The following is a 20,887-nucleotide window of genomic DNA, read 5'->3' as shown; positions in this document are numbered from 1 at the left end:
CTGTGCGCACTGCATCCAGCTCGATTGCGCCTTTGCATCTTTGCGTCTTGGCGTTGTTACATTCTGCTCATGTTACATTCTACTCAAATGAACCGGGTTCATGTTCAATCAAGGAAGACAGGCAACCGATGAAAGCAATCATGAAAGTGGCGCCGGGCGTCGGCAACATCGAGCTGCGCGACATTCCAGAACCTGCGCCGGGTCCCGGCCAGGTCAAGATTCGCGTGCGCGCCGCCGGGCTGTGCGGCACCGACCTGCACATCTACAAGGACGAGTTCCGCTCCTGGCCGCCGGTGGTGCTCGGCCATGAGGTCGCCGGCGAGATCGTCGAGGTGGGCGAGGGCGTCGAAGGGGTGACGCCGGGCATGCGCGTCACCACGGAGACCTACTTTTCCTATTGCGGCAAGTGCCGCTACTGCCGCGCCGGCCAGATCAACCTCTGTCCGGAGCGCCGTTCGATCGGCTCGGCGGTCAACGGCGGCTTCACCACGCACCTGATTGTTCCGGCGCGCAATATCCATGCGCTGCCGGAAAATGTGGACTTTCAGGCCGGCGCACTGACTGAACCGCTCGCCTGCGTGGTGCACGCCACGCTGACGACGCCCACGGTGACGCCAGGCGACGTGGCCGTGATCGCCGGACCGGGCGCCATCGGGTTGCTCACCTTACAGGTTGCCAAAGCTGCTGGTGCGACCGCCGTCGTGCTTGGAACGGACGCCGATGAGCGGCGGCTGGCGCTGGCGCAAGCGTTGGGCGCTGATCACGTCGTCAACGTGCAGCGAGAGGATCCGCTTCCTCTTTTGCGCGACCTCACCGAAGGCGGCCAGGGCGCCGATGTGGTCTATGAGTGCGCCGGGGCCGGCGCAGCCGCGCAACAACTGTTGACGCTGGTGCGCCGTCGCGGCCGTTATGTGCAGATCGGACTGTTCGGAAAGCCGGTGGCGTGGGACCTCGATCAGCTTGTCTACAAGGAGCTGACGGCGACCGGCAGCAACGCCAGCACGCCGTCGTCGTGGCTGCGGGCGCTCGAGTTGATGCGCACCGGCAAAGTGCACACGGCGCCGCTGATCACACATGTTTTTCCCATCACGGAATGGGAAGCGGGATTTGCAACGTTTGAAGATCGCAGCGGGGTCAAAACGCTCTTTGTTCCGGTGTGATGGATTTGGCAGCCGACGGTGACGACGCAATCTCGACGCAAATGTCGAAAAATTTTCCCGGAAGCTCTACGTCGTTTCACAAATTTCTTGGTGGCCCGGAGGTGCAGCTCGTAGCTGCATTTCCTTGAAACCTGCAAACCTTGCGGTTCACCGAGAATGTGCGGCTGGGAGCCGCCCCTACGGTGCTCCCTTCTCCCCCTCTCCCAGCATGGGAGAGGGGCTAGGGGTGAGGGCCTCCTCCCCCTCTCCCGGCATTGGGAGAGGGGGCAGGGGGTGAGGGCCATCTGGCTCCCCCGAGAATGTGCGGCTGAGAGCCGCACCTATGATAATTGCCGGATTATTTTGTTAAAGCTTGCCTACTCCACAATCAACCTGCCCTGCATGGCCGGGTAATGGCCGGCGACGGTGCAGATGACGATGTATTCACCGGGTTCGCTTGGCGCCGTGAAGGTCTCCGAATCCTTCTGTCCCGCCTGCAGCACCCCCGCCTCCCAGTAGAGAAGATCTTTGTTCTGGTCGGGCATGAAAGGAATCGGCAACTCTACACCCTTTTTCACAACAGCCCAGTTGTGCTCCAGCCCGCCCTGGTTATCGAGGTTGACGGTCACCTCCGCGCCGGCCGGCACCCGCCAGACCGGAGGATTGGCGATGTTGTTGCTGTCGTCGCCGAAGTAGATGTCGTGCATGATTACCTCGAGCGTGGCGGCGATCACCTGTTGCGCAGTAGGCGCCGTTGTAGGCGTCGGCGGTGGAGTTGGCGTAGGCGTCGTCGAACCGCCGCAAGCCGCCAGCATCAACATTGACAAAATCGTCACCACAAGGAACAAACGTCTCATGAGAAACTCTCCATTCATGAAGCAAATTTGTGAAAATTATCGCAAAACCGAGTTTAGCACAAACCTCCTGCGCCTATTGTTTAATTCTTTCCAAACAGGGCATCCAAACTGCGCGAATGGATAGAAAATTCTCCAGACAGCTTCGAGCGTTTGGAAGGGGTGTGCGGTGCAGCCCGGAGGATGTCTTCGATTTGCATGAACGCTCACGGTGATTGCGCCGAACTTGTTTTATCATGAGAAAGCGATCGATGGACGAGGGATGCTTTAACTCTCGTCCTTTTTATTGGAAAGTTTTTTGTGCGAAGAGTGTAGCATCGGTTATACTGAAAGAACTTTTGTTCGATGCTTTTATCATGCGGTCTTATCATGCAGTCGTCTGCATGACGGTGAGGCAACCATGGCGCTGGACAAATTGATCGTGCGCGGCGCGCGCGAGCACAACCTCAAAAACATTGATCTCGAAATTCCCCGCGACAAACTGGTCGTCATCACCGGCCTGAGCGGCAGCGGCAAGAGTAGCCTGGCCTTCGACACTATCTACGCCGAGGGGCAACGACGGTACGTCGAGTCGCTTTCGGCCTACGCTCGCCAGTTTTTGGGGCTGATGGAAAAGCCCAACGTCGACCAGATCGAAGGGCTGAGCCCCGCCATCTCGATCGACCAGAAGGGCGCCGGTCGCAATCCGCGCTCCACCGTCGGCACGGTGACGGAAGTCTACGATTATCTGCGTCTGCTCTATGCCCGCATTGGGCAGCCGCACTGCCCCACCTGCGGCGAGCCGATCACGCAGCAGACGCCCACGCAGATCGTGGACAGCATCATGGAGATGCCGGCCGGCAGCCGGCTGTTGATCCTGGCGCCGATCATCAAAGACCGCAAGGGCAACCACAAGTCGGTCTTCGAGAGCTTGCAAAAGCAAGGCTACATGCGCGTGCGCGTCAACGGCGAGATCTACGAAGTCACCGAAGTCCCTGAGCTGGATCGCTACAAAATGCACACGATCGAGGCGGTGATCGACCGCATCATCGTGCAGCCGCCGGGCGTCGACGCAGCGGGCGAGCCGACCGGCACCGACCTGACGCGGCTGGCCGACTCGGTGGAGACGGCGTTGAAGCTGGGCGAAGGCGTGCTCATCGTCTCGGACGTCACCGACCGCAACCATCCGGTTGACCGCACCTTCAGCGAGCACTTCGCCTGCATCAAGTGCGGCGCCAGCTTGCCGGAGATCGAGCCGCGCACCTTCAGCTTCAACAGCCCCCACGGCGCCTGTCCCACCTGCACCGGCCTCGGCGCGTTGCAAGAGTTCGATCCAGAGCTGGTGCTCGACGAGGAGCTTTCGATTGAGGATGGCGCCATTATCCCCTGGCGACGGCAGAACGAAGAGGAGAGCGAAGGCTACTATCGCCAGATTTTGCGCGCCGTCTGCAAACAGTATGGCATCCCGGCACGAACGCCGGTCAAAAAGCTCAGCCTGAAACAGCGCGACATCCTCCTCTGGGGCACGCCCACCAAAGGCGAGAAGATTCGCATCGACTACACCAACAGCCAGGGTGAGCTGCGCTACTACGAGACCACCTTCAGCGGCGTCATTCCCAACCTTCAGCGCCGCTATCAAGAGACCACGAGCGAGTACATTCGCGCAAAGCTGGAAGAGTTCATGAGCGTGCGCCCCTGCCCCACCTGCGGCGGCAAGCGACTGCGCCCCGAGGCGCTGGCCGTGACCATCGCCGGCAAGAACATCTGGGAAGTCACGCGCATGCCGGTCAGCGAGTCGCTGGCGTGGGTGCAGTGGCTGCGGGGAGAAAGAGTCGAGAGCAGCGAGAGCCAGAAAGCAGGAGAGTGGAGAGCGGGGGATGGGAGAGGAGAGACGGGGGGCGTCGCGTCGGCGAACGGCAACGGCTCGGTCGATTCCGCCATCTTGCCTTCCCCTTTGACGCCGCGCCAACGCGCCATTGCGCACCAGGTGCTCAAGGAAATTGCGGCGCGACTACAATTTATGGTCAACGTCGGGCTGGATTACCTGACGCTTGACCGCACGGCGGTGACGCTCTCCGGCGGCGAAAGTCAACGCATCCGCCTGGCGACGCAGATCGGCAGCCAGCTGATGGGCGTGCTCTACATCCTCGACGAGCCGAGCATTGGCCTGCATCAGCGGGACAACGCCCGCCTGATCGAAACGCTTAAGGGCATGCGCGACCTCGGCAACACGGTGCTCGTGGTTGAACACGACGAGGACACCATCCGCGCCGCGGACTGGGTGGTGGACATGGGGCCCGGCGCCGGCGAGCACGGCGGTCACGTCGTCTGCTCGGCCCCGCGCGAGGAGTTCATCCACTGCCCCCACAGCCTGACGGCCAAATATCTGCGCAGAGAGCTGCGCATTCCGGTGCCGCAGATGCGCCGCGAGGGCAACGGCAAGTATCTGTTCATCAAAGGCGCGCGCGAAAACAACCTGAAAAACGTGGATGTGCGCATCCCGCTGGGCAAGCTGGTGGCCGTCACCGGCGTCAGCGGCAGCGGCAAATCGACGTTGGTGATCGAGGTGCTGTACAAGAAGCTGGCGCAGATCATGTACCGCGCCAAGGACCGACCCGGCGCGCATGACGCCATCGAAGGCGTCGAGCACATCGACAAGGTGATCGACATCGACCAGAGTCCGATCGGCCGCACCCCGCGCAGCAACCCGGCCACCTACGTTGGCCTCTTCACCGACATCCGCGACCTCTTCGCCAGCCTGACCGACGCCAAGGCGCGCGGGTACAAGCCGGGGCGCTTCTCATTCAACGTCAAGGGCGGGCGCTGCGAGGCGTGCCAGGGCGACGGCATCATTCGCATCGAGATGCAATTTTTGCCCGACGTCTACGTGCCTTGCGAAGAGTGCAAAGGCCGTCGCTACAACCGCGAGACGCTGGAAATCAAGTACCGCGGCAAGTCGATCGCCGATGTGCTGGATATGACCGTCGAAGAGGGGTTGGAGTTCTTCCAGAACATTCCGCGCATCCGCAACAAGCTGGAGACGCTCAATGCGGTTGGCCTGGGCTACATTAAGATCGGTCAGCCGGCGACGACGCTTTCCGGCGGCGAGGCGCAGCGCATCAAGCTCTCGAAGGAGCTGAGCCGTCGCGCCACCGGCAACACGCTCTACATCCTGGACGAGCCGACGACCGGCCTGCATTTTGAAGACGTGCGCAAGCTGCTCAACGTGCTGCATGAGCTGGTCAACAAAGGCAACACCGTGTTGGTGATCGAGCATAACCTGGACGTGATCAAGAACTGCGACTGGATCATCGACATGGGGCCGGAGGGCGGCGTCAAGGGCGGCTACGTGATCGCCGAAGGCGCGCCGGAGCACGTCGCCGCCAACCCGCGCAGCTACACCGGGCAATATCTTGCGCCCATGCTGCGCGAGGAGAATTATGAGGAGAATTATGCGGTGGTGGCTTGAGCGCACCGGCGGCTGCGAGCTACGGTTGAGAAACTCCCGTCGGCGTGGCGCATTTATGTCCGATTGCCATGCGCCGGCGACTGCGGGCTGCCGTTGCGGTTGAGAAACTCCCGTCGGCGCGGCGTCGTTTATGTGCAATTATGTGTGCTTGCCACGCATTCCCTGGAAGATGAGCGCCTGAGCTGGCGAGTGCTTGGTTGTACGCAATATGAACTCACTGATCCGCATAGCGGGCCGCGATCGTTCACTGGCGACGGTGGTGGCCGACGCTCAACTGCGCGGCGTGCCCGTTGCGGTTTCCTGCGTCGCCCCCTCTCCCGAAGAAGATTACGCCCTGCTCGACCCAACGCTCAGCGTCGCCAGAGGCAGTTTTGAGGGACCTCCTTCTAACGAGCCTGCGCCGGCCGCAGGGTTGAGCTACAACGCCTTCACCTCTCGCCAGCGCGGCCGGTTTCTCGCCTGGGTGGAGACGCCGCTCACGCCTGCGCCGCTTGCGTTTCAACAGCTCTACCTCGCCAATCTCGAAGTGCGCCTGCTGGAAGGGGGCGAAGCTGCGGACGCCGCTCTGACCGAGCTTCGACGTCTGCGCGACAGCGACGCGTGGAGCCAGAACCCGGGCTTTTGGCGGACGGCGCTGCTGGCCGCATGGCTGCGCCAGGACGGCGCGCTGTTGGCGGAGTGGATCGCAGCGGCGTCGATGCCGGTCGAGCTGACCGGCGTCGCCCTTGGCCTGCAGGCGCTGCTTGCGACGCCGCTGAGCGCCGCCGAAGCCGGACAAGTGCTGGAGGCATGGGGGCGCGCAGCGGTGAAGCTTTCCGAATCTGCGCTGGCGCTGCGGCTGCATTCTCTGACTGCGGCGCTCGGCGAGGAGCCCCTGCGGCATGCGCTGCAGACGCTAGGCGGGACGGCGCGCACGCCCCGCCCCTGGCGCTGCCAGCACCGCGACCTACGCATCCACCTGCCCCAACCCGACCTGCGACGCGCCCTGGAGCCGCTTCTCGGTGAACTGACGGCCATCGACGCCGCCGAAGCGCAGCCGGTGGACGCCGAGGCAGCAGCCGACGCAGGCGACAACAAAACGCAGGAAGAGCTCGCACTTGCCCACATCATCCTCGAATTTCGCCAGAGCCGCTCCGAATACTTCCCCTTTGTGCTGCGTCTCGCCCAGAAACGCGCGGGCTTCATGCAATTGCTCGACGAAGACCGCCATCTGGTCTACCGCGTGGCCTTTCGCAAAAGCGAAATGGGCGCCTTCTGGCAGTTGTGGAATTACGTGCAAAGCTGGTCGGCGACGCGGGTCTACTGCAAGGGACGAGAGTTGCAAAAGTGGCAGGTGTATCCGTATTCGCAATATCTGCGGTGAGGATCAGAGGTCGGTCATGTTTGCAGACCTTTTTTTACCCGTCACCCATTCTTCGCTATACTACATGCGCCCCACACTCGCAATTGGGATTGGCGACGTTGTAGGGCAGGAGGATTCTCAGTGACCAGATCGATGCACAAACAAGATCCGACCATGGAGCCGCAGCCGGCGTGGGAGGTGGCGTTGCTCTTCCCTGCTCAGGGCGCCTGGAGCGAGGAGGAGTATCTGCGCCTGGACACGAACCAGTTGGTTGAATTCTCCAACGGCTATATCGAGGTGCTGCCCATGCCGAGCGACAGACATCAGGCTATTGTAGGTTTTCTCTTCGTGCTTTTCCGGAAGCTCGCCGACGCCACAGGCGGAATCGTTCGCATGGCGCCTTTACGGCTGCGACTCTATCCCAACAAGATTCGAGAGCCAGACCTGCTGTTCATCAATTACGCTTCGGATCCGCGTCGGCAGGAGGCGTACTGGACCGGCGCGGACTTGGTGGTGGAAGTCGTCTCGCCCGACGACCGCGAGCGAGACCTGGTGGTCAAACGGCAGGAGTATGCGCAGGCGGGCATCCCCGAATACTGGATCGTCGATCCACAAGCGGAGACGATCACTGTGCTGAAGCTGGAAAGCGACCGCTACGTCGAACACGGTGTCTTTGGCCGTGGAGAGATCGCCGTCTCAGCGTACTATCCCGACCTGCAGGCTCCGGTGGACGACGTGCTCGACGCGCCGTGACGAGTTTCGCAGATGGATCATGGGCAGAGTTGTGGGAAGGAGGGTTCTCGATGATTCATGCAACGCATCCAACTACAGAGCCGCAGCCGGCGTGGGAGGTGGCGTTGCTCTTCCCTGCCCAGGGCGCCTGGAGCGAGGAGGAGTATCTGCGCCTGGACACGAACCAGTTGGTTGAATTCTCCAACGGCTATATCGAGGTGCTGCCCATGCCGAGCGACAGACATCAGGCTATTGTAGGTTTTCTCTTCGTGCTTTTCCGGAAGCTCGCCGACGCCACAGGCGGAATCGTTCGCATGGCGCCTTTACGGCTGCGACTCTATCCCAACAAGATTCGAGAGCCAGACCTGCTGTTCATCAATTACGCTTCGGATCCGCGTCGGCAGGAGGCGTACTGGACCGGCGCGGACTTGGTGGTGGAAGTCGTCTCGCCCGACGACCGCGAGCGAGACCTGGTGGTCAAACGGCAGGAGTATGCGCAGGCGGGCATCCCCGAATACTGGATCGTCGATCCACAAGCGGAGACGATCACTGTGCTGAAGCTGGAAAGCGACCGCTACGTCGAACACGGTGTCTTTGGCCGTGGAGAGATCGCCGTCTCAGCGTACTATCCCGACCTGCAGGCTCCGGTGGACGACGTGCTCGACGCGCCGTGACGAGTTTCGCAGATGCTTGATCGATCAACTGGACCGACGTCGGAGAGTGGATGTTGCGCGTTCCGTGAAGCGTCTCTTTACGGAACATGCAACATGCATTTCATTTCATCTTGGCGAGTAACTCGCAAGCACCCCAGGACCGAGCAGGCGCGGCTCTCCGCCTGCGATCACATCCTGCACCCAAACGCCGCTGCGACCATCTTGCAGCGCGCCGGCAAAGACAAAAGCGTCGCCTGCGGGCGACCAGATGCGGTGACTCTGCGCATACTGGTCAAAGAAGGGCAGATAATTCTCCACAAAAACGCTGGAAGGGAGGAAGAAGGCGTATTTCGCAACGCGACGGCCCTCCCACACATGCCAACGCAGCCCTAGCCTGCCATCGGCGAACTCCAACGTTAGATAGGCCAGGCGTCTCCCATCCGGGCTCCAGTAAAAAGCCAGCACAGGGTCGTCCGTCACCTCGCGGGTGCGCAGCGTTTCTACATCGACCACATAAAGAGGGCCGAAAACGCTCCATCGCGAGGGATCATCGGTCACAACATAGGCCACCTGCGCGCCGTCCGGGCTGAGGGAAAAAGCGATCCGCCCTGTGTAATCGGTCAGCTCGACCAACTCTCGCCCGGCGCGGTCGGCGACGATCAGGCGCTGGCGACCGTCAGCGACCGCGTAAATCAGTCGCTCTCCATCCGCCGCCCACTGAGGAGCGGAGAACTGCGCAGCTGTGATCTCCAGCGGCTCCACCTCGCCGTTGAGTTTCAAGAGCTCGATGCGTTCGCCGTCGATGTGGGTCAACAGCGTTTTTCCATCGGGCGACCAGGAAAAGTACAGAGGGCGCCCTTCCGCCAGTGTGCGTACGTTGAGAGTCTCTTCCTGCAGCTCGACGAGGCGCAGCGCAATCGTGGGGCGGTTCATCGCCACCCAGTTGCTCAGAAAGGCGAGATGGTCGCCGTCGGGACTCCAAAAGAAATAGAAGGCCGGGAACGACGTGGCGACTGAGCGACGCTCGCCGCCATCGAAACGACTGACCTCTACAGCGCTGTCGCCGCCCTCCAGGCGCGTCCAGGCGATGCGCTCTCCATCAGGCGACCAGGCAGGCTGCAAATATTGGCGCCGAGGCGAAGCGTCGACGGTTAACGCAAAACGCTGCCCACCGATGGCGTCGATCAAGAACAGATTGCCGTCTGCGCCAACGACCAGAACCTGATGCTCTGGGCTGAGGGGGGGAGAGGCGGCCTCACGCGCCAGCCGCGTCTGCGTCAGCAACCGCTGCACCTGCTGTTGGAAACGATCGGGCGTCAGTCCGGACGAACAACCTGCGCTCACGAACAGCGCAGTTGCGATTAGCCCAACCACAAAGATTGCTCGAACCCTTTGAAGCGCTTTTGCATATGCAAAGCCGGCAGGGAAGCAGCGCCTGTTCATAAAACCTCCAGCTTTTCACATCTGGTTTTCTGCCCTTCATCATCCACAGAAAACGCTCTCCCTGCAGCATAACGGCTTACAAACGAGGAAGCAAAGAAGCGATGCAACTACAGGTTCGGTCAGGCGTCTTTGACTTTGACAGCGCGTTCGCGGCCCGTTGACTTGGAAGTCGGTGACTGCAACTACGACCTTTCTTTCTCCAACGGCGACAGCCAGACCGTGATCTCGCTGCGATTGTGAAACAACTGGCGCGCGCCGGCGATGCGATACGCCTTGCGCAGGATGGCGAAAGCCTGGTCGAGCACAGGACGACGCTGCTGCTCCGGCAATTTCAACGTCATCAGGGCCCAGCCGTGTGGGCGCAGATAGGGCGCAAAGGCGACCATCAGCCGCGCCGAGTCGCGCGCGTCCATGCGCATGTCGTTGACGATCAGGTCGTAGAGGTCGGGGCCTTGCCGGAGATACTGCTCGGCGGTCATGCGGAGATGGCGGACGCCGCGGTCGTTGGCCAGCCGAGGGTCCAGCTCGCCCGGATCGACGGCGGTCACGTACTGGCCGCGCTGGCGCAGTACGCGCGTCCATCCTCCCGGCGACGCGCCCAAGTCGAGCGCCACGCCGCGTGGAGGCAGGTCCAGCCCAAAAACCTCGAACGCCTCCAGCAGCTTAAATTCCGCGCGACTGATCTGCCCCTCCTCGCGGGCGAAGCGACGCATCCCGCCCGCCCAGCTCGACAGATTCTCTGCGGCGAGGGAGACGCCGGCCAGAGCGGCCAGGCGCGGCTTGCGGTTCTCGCCTGCGCTTGCGATCGTCCAGACGCCCTCCTGTTGGCGCAGAGGCGCCTCGGCGCAAACAACCGAGACGATCTGCTGCGGCGCGCGCACGTCAAGCGGAGGGCCGCCTTCGCTGCTCAACGCCCCGGCCAGCGCTGTGTTGACATCGAAAGGTTTATAGGGCAACGCGGCCAGCAAGCGCGTCTGCACCGAAAAGGGAAGGGTGGGGGCGAGCGGCGGCAGCAGGGGCGGCAGCGCACGCGCAAGAAAGGCCGGGTCGCCGACGTGGCCGCCCAGCGGCAAAATCGCCTGCACGGGCATCATATGACGCACGAAAATTGGCGGTTCGCTGCGCCAATGGGCGGCCAGCACAGAAAAAGGGACGCCGGCCTCCACCAGCAGCACGCCAGGGGCCAGCGTCGCCTGCAGCGCTGCGCCGGACGCCGCAGCGTGCAGCTCCTCCATCGCCAGGTCGATGGAGCCGTCGTCGCAGGTGAGGATGACGAGGGTTTCGGTTGTCACGGGACGGTCGTTGTGGCGTTCGGTTGCTTTAACGCAGCGCGAATCTGCGCCGCCAGCGCCAGCGCTCGCTCCGCCGCGTCGCCCACGTGTGCGCTGGCGTCGAGCAGCGCAGGCAAGGCTGCGGCGGGCACGTAGCGGGTGATGCGCTCATCGCTTGCCAGCAGCTCGGCGAGAGGGTTGGGTTTGCCCTCCTGCACCGCCGCCCACGCCGCCAGGCTCTGTTGGCGGATCGCTTCATGCAGCGCCTGGCGATCGCCGCCGGCGCGCACCGCCTCCATCAACACGCGCTCGGTAGCGGCGAAGACGCCGTAGTCTCGCAGGTTGCGCTGGATGGCGCCGCTCCAGAAGCGCATCCCTTCGATGAGGCGCAGCGCGCGTTGCAACGCCTCATCGGTGAGCAGGAACGCCTCCGGCAGCAGCAGGCGGCGGTTGGCCGAGTCGTCGAGCGTGCGCTCGAGCAGGCTGAGCGCGGCGTTATCCCACGCCACGCGCGGCAGGGCGGCCACCAGCCGCGTCAGGCTGTCGATGTTCTCGGCGACGATCGGGTTGCGTTTGAAGGGCATGGCGCTGGAGCCGACCTGTTTTTCGCCGAAAGGTTCGCTCCATTCTCCGAAGGGAGGACTTTGCAAGATGCGCAGATCGAACGCAAATTTATGAAGCGTTGCGCAAAGGCCGGCCAGCGCATTAAGAACCAGCCAGTCCTGCTTGCGCGGATAGGTCTGCGTAGCGACGGGGAAGGCTTCCAGGCCAAGCTTCGCCATCACCCGTTCTTCAAGCTGGCGGGGCGTCCAGCTCGTGCCTTCGAGCAGGTGGGCGTAGCTGGCGCTGGCGCCGACGGCGCCTTTCAGCCCTTTGCCGCGCACTCCCGCACGCACGCGGCGCAGCTCTTCCAGATCGATCAGCAAATCCTGCCCAAACTGCGCCAGCCGATAGCCGAGCGTGGTCGGCTCCGCCGGCTGAAGGTGGGTGAAGGCGATTGTGACCGTGTGCGCTTCGGCCTCGATGCGGTCGGCGAGCGCGGCCAGCGCCTGTTCGAGCGTCGCAAGGATCAGGTCGAGCGCAGCGCGTAGCCGCAAGGCGTCGACGTTGTCGAGCGCATCCATGGAGGTGGCGCCCAGGTGGATGATGGGGCCGCCCACCGGGCATTGCGCCGCGTAGGTCTTGATCTCCGCCATCAGGTCATGGCGAATCTCGCGCTCGATCGCTTCGGCGGCTGCGATGTCGATGTCGTCTTGGTGCGCGCGCAAATCGGCCACCTGCTCGGCGGTGACGAGGCCGGCCTCGTGTTGCGCCTCGGCCAGGGCGACCCAGAAGCGCCGCAAGAGGCGGCGCTTGTGCGCTTCACTCCACAGCCTGCGCATGGCTTCGCCGCCGTAGCGCCAGGTGAGGGGAGAGAGGTAGGTTTCGTGGTCGAACACGGTCGCCATCACTCCTCCATCACCAGAATCCATCGTCCTGATTGTAACCGAATTCTTCGCAGACCGCCGCCACGACCTCGACCACCTGGTCGTGCAAGACGCCGTTGGTGGCGACCAGACCATTGTGGGCGCGCACGTCGCGTTGGTTGTAACGCAGCGGATTGCCCCAACAGTCGGTGATGCGCCCTCCGGCCGCCTCGAGCAGCGCCTGGGGTGCGCACAGATCCCACTCCTTGCAGCCAGGGCTGGGGTGAATGTAGAGGTCGGCGAGCTGGCGGGTGATCAGCCCGACTTTCAGCCCCACGCTGCCCGAGACGCGTTCGCGCGTGATATTGAGCCGGGCGCGGATGACGTCGACGATCTGCTGGCGATGGCTGCGGCTGCTGACCATAATCATGTCGCGCAGGTTGGCGCAGTCGCTGACGCGCAGGTCGATGCGTTCTCCATCTTCGATCATGTACGCTCCCTGGCCGACGACGCCGGCGTAGAGGAGGCCGGTGGCAGGCTGTTGAATCACGCCCAGCACAGGCCGACCTTCGATGGCCAGACCGATCATGATGGAGAACTCGCCGTTGCGGGCGATGAACTCCTTCGTGCCGTCGAGCGGGTCGACAATCCAAACCCGCGACTTATGCAGGCGGCTGAGGTCGTCCTTGGATTCCTCGGAGAGGATGCCATCCTCGGGAAAGGCGGCGCGCAGTCGCGCCACGATGTGCTGATTGGCGCTGCGGTCGGCTTCGGTCACCGGCTCATCGTCGGATTTGTAGCGCACCTCAGAGGAGCCGATATAAAAGGTGTTGACGATGGTGGCCGCCTCATGCGCCAGTCGGGTCACAAGCTCCAGTTCTTTGGTCAAATCCAGGGTTTCAATTTGTCGTTCCGTCATGTCCGCTTTCACTCTTGTCCACGCTGTTTTTGAATTCGGTGCGATACTGTACTCAAAAGATGGGCGGGATGCAAAGTTGCAACAGGGCGGTTGCACGCATCAATGGCCCGGCGTCCGTCCTGCCTATAGCAGGACTCAGCGCGCGTCGCGTGCGCAGCGCACGCCTAGCCAGTCGGCCGACGTCTGGGGAGGGAGCGCCTCGGCCGCCGACGTGCGCAGCGCCGTCGGTTCGCTGAGAAAGGAGCCGCCGCGCACCAGATAGTACGTGCGCCCTTCCACCTCTACGCGGGTCGCCGTCCACTCGGCGACGTTGCCCGCCATGTCGCTGACGCCCAACGGGCTGTCGCCGGCGGGACGATAGGAGCCGACCTGCACCGTGTCGCCGATTCCACTGAGGGCGCTGTTGGCGGTTTGCGCTGCAAATTCGTCTCCCCAAGGGTAGCGATACATGCGGCCGGTCGTCGGCGAGTAGGCGGCGGCCACCTCCCATTCGGCTGCGCTCGGCAGACGCTTGCCCATAAACGTGCAGAAGCGCACTGCGCTGTCATGGTCAACGTGGATCATAGGAAAATCGGCGAAAGCCGGATCGAGGAGGTAGTTGGGCCGCGTGGCGCTGGCGGGCGACGCAGGCCAGGGACACGCCCCGCGTTCGTAGCAGGCTCGATACTGGCGCACGGTGGCCTCGAAACGGTCGATCAGGAACGCTTCCAGCATAATTTCTTGCGCCTCGCCGTCAGGCCAGCTCGAGACGACATATCGACCTGCGGGCGCTGCGACCATATCCGTCGGCTGTGGGCGCAGCCGCCACGCCAGCGCGACCACAGCCAGCGTCAACAGGACGAAGAGGGCTGCGCGCAGCCAGAGCGCCCTAGGGTGAGAGGTTGGCTCGCCTTCGAGCCAAAGTGGAGGCGTTGCGCTTTTGGCCGGAGTCTTCTCCGTCAGTGCAGCAAGCAGGGGCGCAACCTGCGCTTGCGTCTCCGGAGCGCCTGCTGCGCTCTCCTGCAGCAGCCTGGAGAGTGCAGGCGCCCAGAGGGTGCTCTGGGCGTCTTCTCGCACCAATTTCTGTAGGGTCTCGGCGTCTAGGGGATGCGTCGGGTGCAGAAGCGCCTCTTGCAAAACGAGGGCGGTGCGCTCCGGATCGGTCTGATGGCGCAACGCGGTCAACATGCCGCGGCGCCGCATCAACGCCGTGCGCAGGAGGAGCGTGCGCTGGCTTTCGTCGAGGTCATGGCCGGCCTGGAGGACAAACAACCCCTCGCGCAGCAGATCGTCGGAGGGAAGAGCGCCGTGGCGCCACCACTCGTCGAGCGCGTGATTGAGCGCCCGCCGCGCGGCGAGGGCGCGCGCATCGCCCTGCGCTGCGCGGGGCGATGCACTGGAAGGCGAGGCGCGAAAAGAGACGTCGTCGCCATACTCCCATGCGACGGCGTCTTCGGCTTCGTTTGACGGGAACAGGGGGGCGTTCGGGTCGAATCGCCGCTCTTCACGCAAACCCATGCGCCCATTGTAATGGGTGAAGCGTGAAGTGCAAATCGCAGCGGCCGGGTCTTCACGCTCGCAGGCGACGCACAATCTGTTCGACCGTCTCGAAGAATTCGTCGGGGCCGGTTGCGAGCAGCGCTTCGGGGGGCTGAAATTACAATTTTCGCTATTGACAAATCACGCACAACTATGTTAATGTGTCGTCGAAGCGTTTAGTCGAAACGTTTCGACTAAACGCTTCGACCAATAAGGTGTGCCAGCTCCAATGCATCTAATCCCATTGAACTTTCGCATGTGCAACGGAATAACGGAGCAGTAGGATCTTTTTGCACAGCTGCACAGGCATCTTGTGTAAATGAAGAGAGAATCATCGAATCTGTGTCAACGTTTTATAACCATTTTCAATCCACAAAAAAGGAGACACAAATGAATGTCCATGGGATTTCACGAAGGCAATTTTTGGAAGGAATGGCGCTTGGCGTTGGTGCCGTGTTTCTCGCCTCGTGTACGCCGACGGCTTCTCCAGCAGGAGGGAATGCTGCGCCTTCTACAGCTGGAACCTCAGCACCTGCGGCAAGTGCGATAACGATCGCATGGTGGGATTATATGAGCGATGCCAATGGCGCAGCGCTGGACACCCAGATGGCGAAATACATGGAAGCGCACCCAGATATCAAGATCGAGCGCACCTATATTCCATTTGCCGATCTCAAGCAAAAACTGTTGCAAGGCGCTGCCGCCGGGCAATTGCCTGATGTGGTGCTCATTGATAACCCAGACCATTCTTCCTTTGCGGCGCTCGGCATCCTGGCGGATCTAACCGATGTAGTTAAGGCGTGGGGACAGGAGAGCAACTATTTCGCGGGGCCGTGGGCTTCGACCGTTTTCCAAGGAAGGAACTTCGGCATTCCGGACAACAGCAACTGCCTCGTCAACTGGTACAATAAAACATTTACCGAAGCGGCCGGGGTGCAACCGCCGACCAATTGGGAGGAACTCAAAGAAACTGCAGCTACGCTCACGCAAGGGGAACGCTATGGTTTCGCTGTTTCTGCAGTGAAGAGCGAAGAAGGCACCTTCCAGTGGTTGCCCTTCCTGTGGATGACCGGCGAAGATTTGGCCACGTTGGACAGTGAAGGTGGACGCGCGGCGCTCCAGCTCTGGGTGGATTTGGTGAACGACGGCTATATGTCGCGCGGCATTTTAAACTGGACGCAGGGTGATGTTAAGGGACAATTCGTAAACGGTTTGGCGGCGATGATGGTGAACGGCCCTTGGCAGATTCCGGTTATCAAGGAGGAAGCTCCGGACTTATCTTGGGACGTCGCTACGTTGCCAGCGCAGAAGCAGGGTGCATCGATCCTGGGAGGAGAAAATACGGCCATTATCAAAGGCTCTGCTCACATCGAGGCAGCATGGCGACTGTTGACCTGGCGTCAGGAGCCGGAGAATCTCAAGGCATATCTTCTCCAGGCTGGCAAGTTGCCTAGCAATGCAGCCATGGCGCAAGACGTCGCCTGGACGGGCGATCCGGTCCTTAATGTGTTTATCGAACAGCTCAAAGTCGCTAAGCCGCGTAATTACGGCCCTAACTATCCGGAAATCTCCAATGCCATTCAGGAGATGTTGCAGGCAGCCATCAGCGGACAGAAGACAGTGGATGCGGCAGTGGCTGAAGCGCAGGCCAAAATTACGCCATTATTGCCTGCGTAATTACGGCGTTCGTTCAACAAGTGGCTTCTATGCGGCGCAGAGACTGCAGGATGCATAAAGGCCGAAAGCCTGAAACTTTTGCAGGTCTGCGCCGCTATGCTCCAGATACAATGCTCAGCACAGAGTTCCCCTCGCCATTCTAGGGAGAATGCTGATGAGACGATCCACGCCCACCCTAACAGAGGTGCAGCGATCAACGCATCGTAAATCTTTGCGTAGATGGAGCGCTTATCTGTTTATTGCCCCTGCAATGCTCTTCATTGTGTTGACAATGATTTATCCTATCTTCGCAAACCTGCGGATGAGCGTATATGACGTCAACGTCGGGACGTTTCTTTCCGATACAGCGCCTTTTGTCGGCCTCGGCAATTATATTAAGGTGTTGCGAGACTCGGCCTTTCAAAAAGCGTTTCTTCTTTCACTTATCTTTACAGTCGGATCATTGGTCTTTCAATTCACGATTGGTTTTGCGCTGGCGTTGCTCTTTAATCGTTCCTTTCCAGGCAATCAGATATTGCGTGCGCTCATGTTGTTGGGTTGGATGCTTCCTACCGTCGTAAGCGGCAGCGTTTTTCGCTGGATGTTCGATGGAGGAAACGGTATCATCAACTATGCATTGCAGAGCCTGGGGCTGATGTCTTCTCCACGTTTTTGGCTAATTGAGCCACAAACTGCCTTGCTGGCCACTATCATTGCCAACATCTGGGTTGGTGTTCCGTTCAACATGATTCTGTTGTTACCAGGCTTGCAAAGCATTCCACGCTCGCTTTATGAAGCGGCTAGCATTGACGGCGCCTCCTCAAGGCAGAGTTTTCGGTACATCACGCTGCCGCTTATGCGTCCGGTGGCGCTCAGCGTATTGTTGTTGGGGATTATTTACACGTTTAAAGTTTTTGATCTCATTTACGTCATGACGCGTGGAGGGCCGGTGGATGCGACCACCGTGCTCCCGATATATGTATATCAACTCTCTTTTAATTTCTTTCGGTTCGGAGAAGGCGCAGCTGCAGCGATCCTGCTGCTGGCGCCGCTGAGCCTGGCGGCCATCGGTTATTTGTGGTTCAGTCGACGAGAGGATGTCATGGCATGAATGGATGGAACGTGCTGCGCCGTTCAGGGTTGGGATGGACGTTGTTTGCCGGGTTTCTTGTCGCAGGGTATCTTTTTCCTGTGTACTGGATGGCAGCAACTTCGCTCAAGACAAACGCTGCGGTCTATGCATCACCGCCGCAGATTATCCCCTGGCCGCCGATTCTAAGCGCTTATCGTGAGGCAGTATGGAATAACCCATTGACGCTTCGCTCAATTCTTAACAGCGCAATTGTAGGGCTTGGTACCATGTTGCTGACATTGGTGCTTGCCGCGCCAGCTGCATACGCTTTAGCACGCCTCAAACTGCGCGGCGCAACATTAGCAATTCTCTTACTTCTAATCACGCAGTTGCTGCCGGCCATTGTCATTGCAACGCCTCTGTTCGTTGTGTTTAGCCGGATCGGCCTAATCAACTCCTATCCTGCGCTCATTTTAGCTAACACCACCTTTACGTTGCCTTTCGCCGTGATTTTGTTGCGACCTTTCTTCTTGACCGTGCCGCGCGAGCTGGAGGCGGCAGCACAGATCGACGGATGCACTCAATTCGGTGCTTTCGCGCGCGTCATCTTGCCGCTTGTTCAGCCTGGCCTGCTCACAGTGGCAGTGTTTGCCTTTCTCATGGGATGGGGAGAATTTTTATTTGCCATGACACTCACTACCAATGAGATGATTCAACCCGCGACTGCAGCCCTCAATAAATTTATCGGCCAGTATGGTACGGAATGGAACAAACTTATGGCTGTTGCCACGACGATTGCCATCCCCATCATCATTATCTTCGCCAGTCTGCAGCGCTATATTGTCAGCGGATTAACGACTGGCGCTGTCAAGGAGTAACGAACTCAAAAATAAAGAAAAGGAGCAGAAACGATCATGAAATTTACTGCTGGTTACTGGGATATGCGTCCCGGTGTCACGCCTTTTCACCCGATGCAAGTGTTAGAAGTTGAAACAGACGTCGCCGGGCTGACAATTTATGCGCTCACTAAACATGTGCGCCATCGTTTTGAGACGATTAATCTTCCTATGTTAACTATCCGGTTCACTTCGCCGCTGCCGAACGTCATACGCGTTCAAGTGGTTCATCATAAAGGCCGGCGTGTGCATGCGCCGCATTTTCAAATTTTTGCCCAACCCACAGCGATTGTAACGGAAGACAACGAAGATGCCGCCACCCTGACGAGCGGCAAGTTGTCGGTGCGCGTATCTAAAGGTGATCGATGGCGCATCGATTTTATGGATAACGACCGGTTGATCACAAGTAGCGCTGAACAGGCAATGGGCTTTGTTGATACACCCGAAGGTCGCTTTATGCTCGAACAACTGAACCTGGGAGTAGGTGAATGCGTCTATGGTCTTGGTGAGCGCTTCACACCTTTTGTAAAAAACGGCCAAGTAGTCGATCTTTGGCATGAGGATGGCGGCACTAGCAGCGAGCTGGCGTACAAAAATATACCCTTCTATTTAACCAACCGCGGCTACGGCGTTTTCGTCAATCATCCAGAATTAGTATCGTTTGAGATTGGCTCCGAAAAAGTCAATCGCGTCCAGTTCAGTACACCAGGCGAACAACTCGATTACTTCTTCATTTATGGACCAACCCCGAAAGAAGTCCTAGAACGTTACACTGCGCTGACAGGGCGTCCGGCTCTCCCTCCCGCATGGTCTTTTGGCTTATGGTTGAGCACTTCATTCACAACCTCCTACGACGAAGAAACCGTCACCAGCTTCATTCAGGGGATGGCCGACCGCAACATTCCATTGCATGTCTTCCATTTTGATTGCTTTTGGATGAAAGAATTTCAATGGGTCGATTTTGAATGGGATCGACGCCTTTTTTCTGACCCAGAGGCAATGTTGCGGCGACTCAAAGAGCGAGGGTTGCACATCTGCGTCTGGATCAATCCGTACGTTGCCCAAAAGTCCCCACTGTTCGATGAGGGAATGGAAAAAGGATATCTTCTCAAACGGCCGGACGGAGACGTATGGCAGTGGGATCGATGGCAGGCGGGCATGGGATTGGTCGATTTTACCAACCCTGAGGCGCGACGTTGGTACGCAGAGAAATTGCAACGGCTACTCGATATGGGTGTAGATTGCTTCAAAACTGATTTCGGTGAGCGCATCCCTACCGACGTGGTTTACTACGACGGTTCAGATCCTATAAAAATGCATAATTATTACACCTACCTTTACAACGAAACCGTTTTTCGTCTTCTAGAAGAAACGCACGGCAAGGGAAACGCCATTGTCTTCGCTCGTTCGGCCACGGCCGGTTGCCAACAATTTCCGGTGCATTGGGGCGGCGATAACACCGCTTCCTTCGAATCTATGGCTGAAACGCTGCGCGGCGGCTTGTCGCTTTCTATGTGCGGTTTTGGCTTTTGGAGCCATGACATCAGTGGATTCGAGAAAACCGCGCCACCAGCGGTCTATAAACGTTGGTGCGCCTTTGGTCTACTCTCATCGCACAGCAGGTTGCATGGCAATGAATCTTATCGCGTCCCTTGGCTCTTTGATGAGGAGGCAGTGGACGTGTTGCGTTTCTTCACCAAGCTAAAATGCCGCCTAATGCCTTATCTGTACGAAGCCGCACGTCAGGCGCATACGCGCGGGCTCCCGATCATGCGCCCAATGCTCCTGGAATTTCCCGATGACCCCGCCAGCGCCACTTTGGATCGTCAATACATGCTGGGAGAGTCGCTGCTCGTGGCGCCAATCTTCACCTATGATGGCTGGGTGGAGTATTATCTTCCTGCGGGTCGATGGACGCATTTCTTCACAGGGAGATCGGTTGAAGGGGGGCGTTGGCTGCGTGAGAGGTATGATTTCTTCAGCCTGCCGCTTCTAGTTCGACCGAACACAGCCTTAGTTATTAGCGATCGAGAGGATTGCCCTGATTATGATTATTCTGTAGGTTTCACGTTACGACTTTATCAGCTCGAAGATGACGCTACGGTAAGGACAGTCATTCCTACGCTTCAAGGCGAGGTGGCGGTAGTTTTCAACGTTCAGCGCTGGGGAAGCGTGGTTACCATCTCTTGGGAGGGTGAGCCTCAACAGTGGCGTATTTTGCTAGCAGGAGTCCAATCACTTGCTTCAGTGATAGGTGGAATTATGCAAGTCGCCGATGAAGGTGCGCTTATCATGCCAGAAGACGACGCAACAACCGTTCAAGTCATACTCGCCTAGACTCCAAGCCTTCGCCACTAAGATGCGCAGAGCGGCGATAATAGGCTGCCGCCCTGCGCTCAAAAATCGTGATCTCCTTTTATTTGCCAATCTCTAGCTTAGCTCTGTTCATTCGCTGAAAAAAGGTGACATTGCTCAATTTTGGGCCAGGGCGGTGTAGACGGCAGGCGACAAGCCTAGCAACTCCAGGATGCGCACCTG

General features: G+C 59.6%; 15 protein-coding genes. 9 read left to right on the top strand and 6 right to left on the bottom strand.

Annotation, left to right across the window (positions count from 1 at the left end; translation table 11 throughout):
• The first annotated feature begins 128 nt into the window (after positions 1 to 128).
• Positions 129 to 1,160: a zinc-binding dehydrogenase gene (locus Q0367_RS20550; RefSeq protein ID WP_297638785.1), complete on the top strand. Its 1,032-nt coding sequence runs from the start codon at positions 129 to 131 to the stop codon at positions 1,158 to 1,160.
• Between the two features lie 356 nt (positions 1,161 to 1,516).
• Here the strand turns inward: Q0367_RS20550 and Q0367_RS20545 are convergent, their stop codons facing one another.
• Positions 1,517 to 1,996: a plastocyanin/azurin family copper-binding protein gene (locus tag Q0367_RS20545; protein WP_297638788.1), complete on the bottom strand. Its 480-nt coding sequence runs from the start codon at positions 1,994 to 1,996 to the stop codon at positions 1,517 to 1,519.
• Between the two features lie 397 nt (positions 1,997 to 2,393).
• Here Q0367_RS20545 and uvrA point away from each other — a divergent pair, with 397 nt between their 5' ends.
• The 4 genes from uvrA (at position 2,394) to Q0367_RS20525 (ending at position 8,189) form a co-directional block, all read left to right on the top strand.
• A complete protein-coding gene (gene uvrA / locus Q0367_RS20540) occupies positions 2,394 to 5,441 on the top strand; it encodes an excinuclease ABC subunit UvrA (protein ID WP_298984477.1) in 3,048 nt (1,015 codons plus the stop codon).
• A 208-nt stretch (positions 5,442 to 5,649) separates the two neighbouring features.
• Positions 5,650 to 6,804, top strand: a complete 1,155-nt coding sequence (locus Q0367_RS20535; RefSeq protein ID WP_297638795.1) for a hypothetical protein — start codon at positions 5,650 to 5,652, stop codon at positions 6,802 to 6,804.
• 120 nt (positions 6,805 to 6,924) lie between these two features.
• A complete protein-coding gene (locus tag Q0367_RS20530) occupies positions 6,925 to 7,536 on the top strand; it encodes a Uma2 family endonuclease (protein ID WP_297638798.1) in 612 nt (203 codons plus the stop codon).
• 50 nt (positions 7,537 to 7,586) lie between these two features.
• Positions 7,587 to 8,189: a Uma2 family endonuclease gene (locus Q0367_RS20525; protein WP_298984473.1), complete on the top strand. Its 603-nt coding sequence runs from the start codon at positions 7,587 to 7,589 to the stop codon at positions 8,187 to 8,189.
• Between the two features lie 105 nt (positions 8,190 to 8,294).
• Here Q0367_RS20525 and Q0367_RS20520 read toward each other — a convergent pair whose 3' ends face one another.
• The 5 genes from Q0367_RS20520 to Q0367_RS20500 form a co-directional block, all read right to left on the bottom strand.
• Complete coding sequence (locus Q0367_RS20520) at positions 8,295 to 9,542, bottom strand: hypothetical protein (RefSeq protein ID WP_297638804.1); 1,248 nt, start codon at positions 9,540 to 9,542, stop codon at positions 8,295 to 8,297.
• Between the two features lie 251 nt (positions 9,543 to 9,793).
• Positions 9,794 to 10,903 carry an SAM-dependent methyltransferase gene (locus Q0367_RS20515; protein WP_297638807.1) on the bottom strand — a complete coding sequence of 370 codons (1,110 nt, stop codon included), beginning with the start codon at positions 10,901 to 10,903 and terminating at the stop codon, positions 9,794 to 9,796.
• A complete protein-coding gene (gene purB, locus Q0367_RS20510) occupies positions 10,900 to 12,330 on the bottom strand; it encodes an adenylosuccinate lyase (RefSeq protein ID WP_297638810.1) in 1,431 nt (476 codons plus the stop codon). Before purB ends, Q0367_RS20515 begins: the two co-directional genes overlap by 4 nt.
• Before the next feature lie 10 nt (positions 12,331 to 12,340).
• The gene (locus Q0367_RS20505; RefSeq protein ID WP_297638813.1) at positions 12,341 to 13,207 is read right to left on the bottom strand and encodes a 3'(2'),5'-bisphosphate nucleotidase CysQ; all 867 of its coding nucleotides are present in this window, start codon (positions 13,205 to 13,207) and stop codon (positions 12,341 to 12,343) included.
• Between the two features lie 135 nt (positions 13,208 to 13,342).
• Complete coding sequence (locus tag Q0367_RS20500) at positions 13,343 to 14,704, bottom strand: SUMF1/EgtB/PvdO family nonheme iron enzyme (RefSeq protein WP_298984468.1); 1,362 nt, start codon at positions 14,702 to 14,704, stop codon at positions 13,343 to 13,345.
• A 411-nt stretch (positions 14,705 to 15,115) separates the two neighbouring features.
• Between Q0367_RS20500 and Q0367_RS20495 the strand changes: the two genes are divergently transcribed.
• The 4 genes from Q0367_RS20495 to yicI all read left to right on the top strand — a co-directional run bounded on the left by Q0367_RS20495 (position 15,116) and on the right by yicI (position 20,686).
• On the top strand, positions 15,116 to 16,402 hold the full coding sequence (locus Q0367_RS20495) for a sugar ABC transporter substrate-binding protein (RefSeq protein WP_298984465.1): 1,287 nt from the start codon (positions 15,116 to 15,118) through the stop codon (positions 16,400 to 16,402).
• Positions 16,403 to 16,556: 154 nt separating this feature from the next.
• The gene (locus Q0367_RS20490; protein WP_298984462.1) at positions 16,557 to 17,492 is read left to right on the top strand and encodes a carbohydrate ABC transporter permease; all 936 of its coding nucleotides are present in this window, start codon (positions 16,557 to 16,559) and stop codon (positions 17,490 to 17,492) included.
• Positions 17,489 to 18,331, top strand: a complete 843-nt coding sequence (locus Q0367_RS20485) for a carbohydrate ABC transporter permease (protein ID WP_298984459.1) — start codon at positions 17,489 to 17,491, stop codon at positions 18,329 to 18,331. Before Q0367_RS20490 ends, Q0367_RS20485 begins: the two co-directional genes overlap by 4 nt.
• A 36-nt stretch (positions 18,332 to 18,367) precedes the next feature.
• Positions 18,368 to 20,686, top strand: a complete 2,319-nt coding sequence (gene yicI, locus Q0367_RS20480) for an alpha-xylosidase (RefSeq protein WP_298984457.1) — start codon at positions 18,368 to 18,370, stop codon at positions 20,684 to 20,686.
• The last annotated feature ends 201 nt before the right edge of the window (positions 20,687 to 20,887 follow it).

Origin of the sequence: uncultured Caldilinea sp., assembly GCF_937128415.1 — a bacterium.
Taxonomy (GTDB): Bacteria; Chloroflexota; Anaerolineae; order Caldilineales; family Caldilineaceae; genus Caldilinea.
Note: the sequence above shows the minus strand (reverse complement) of the source record. Positions and strands in the feature narration are given on the sequence as shown.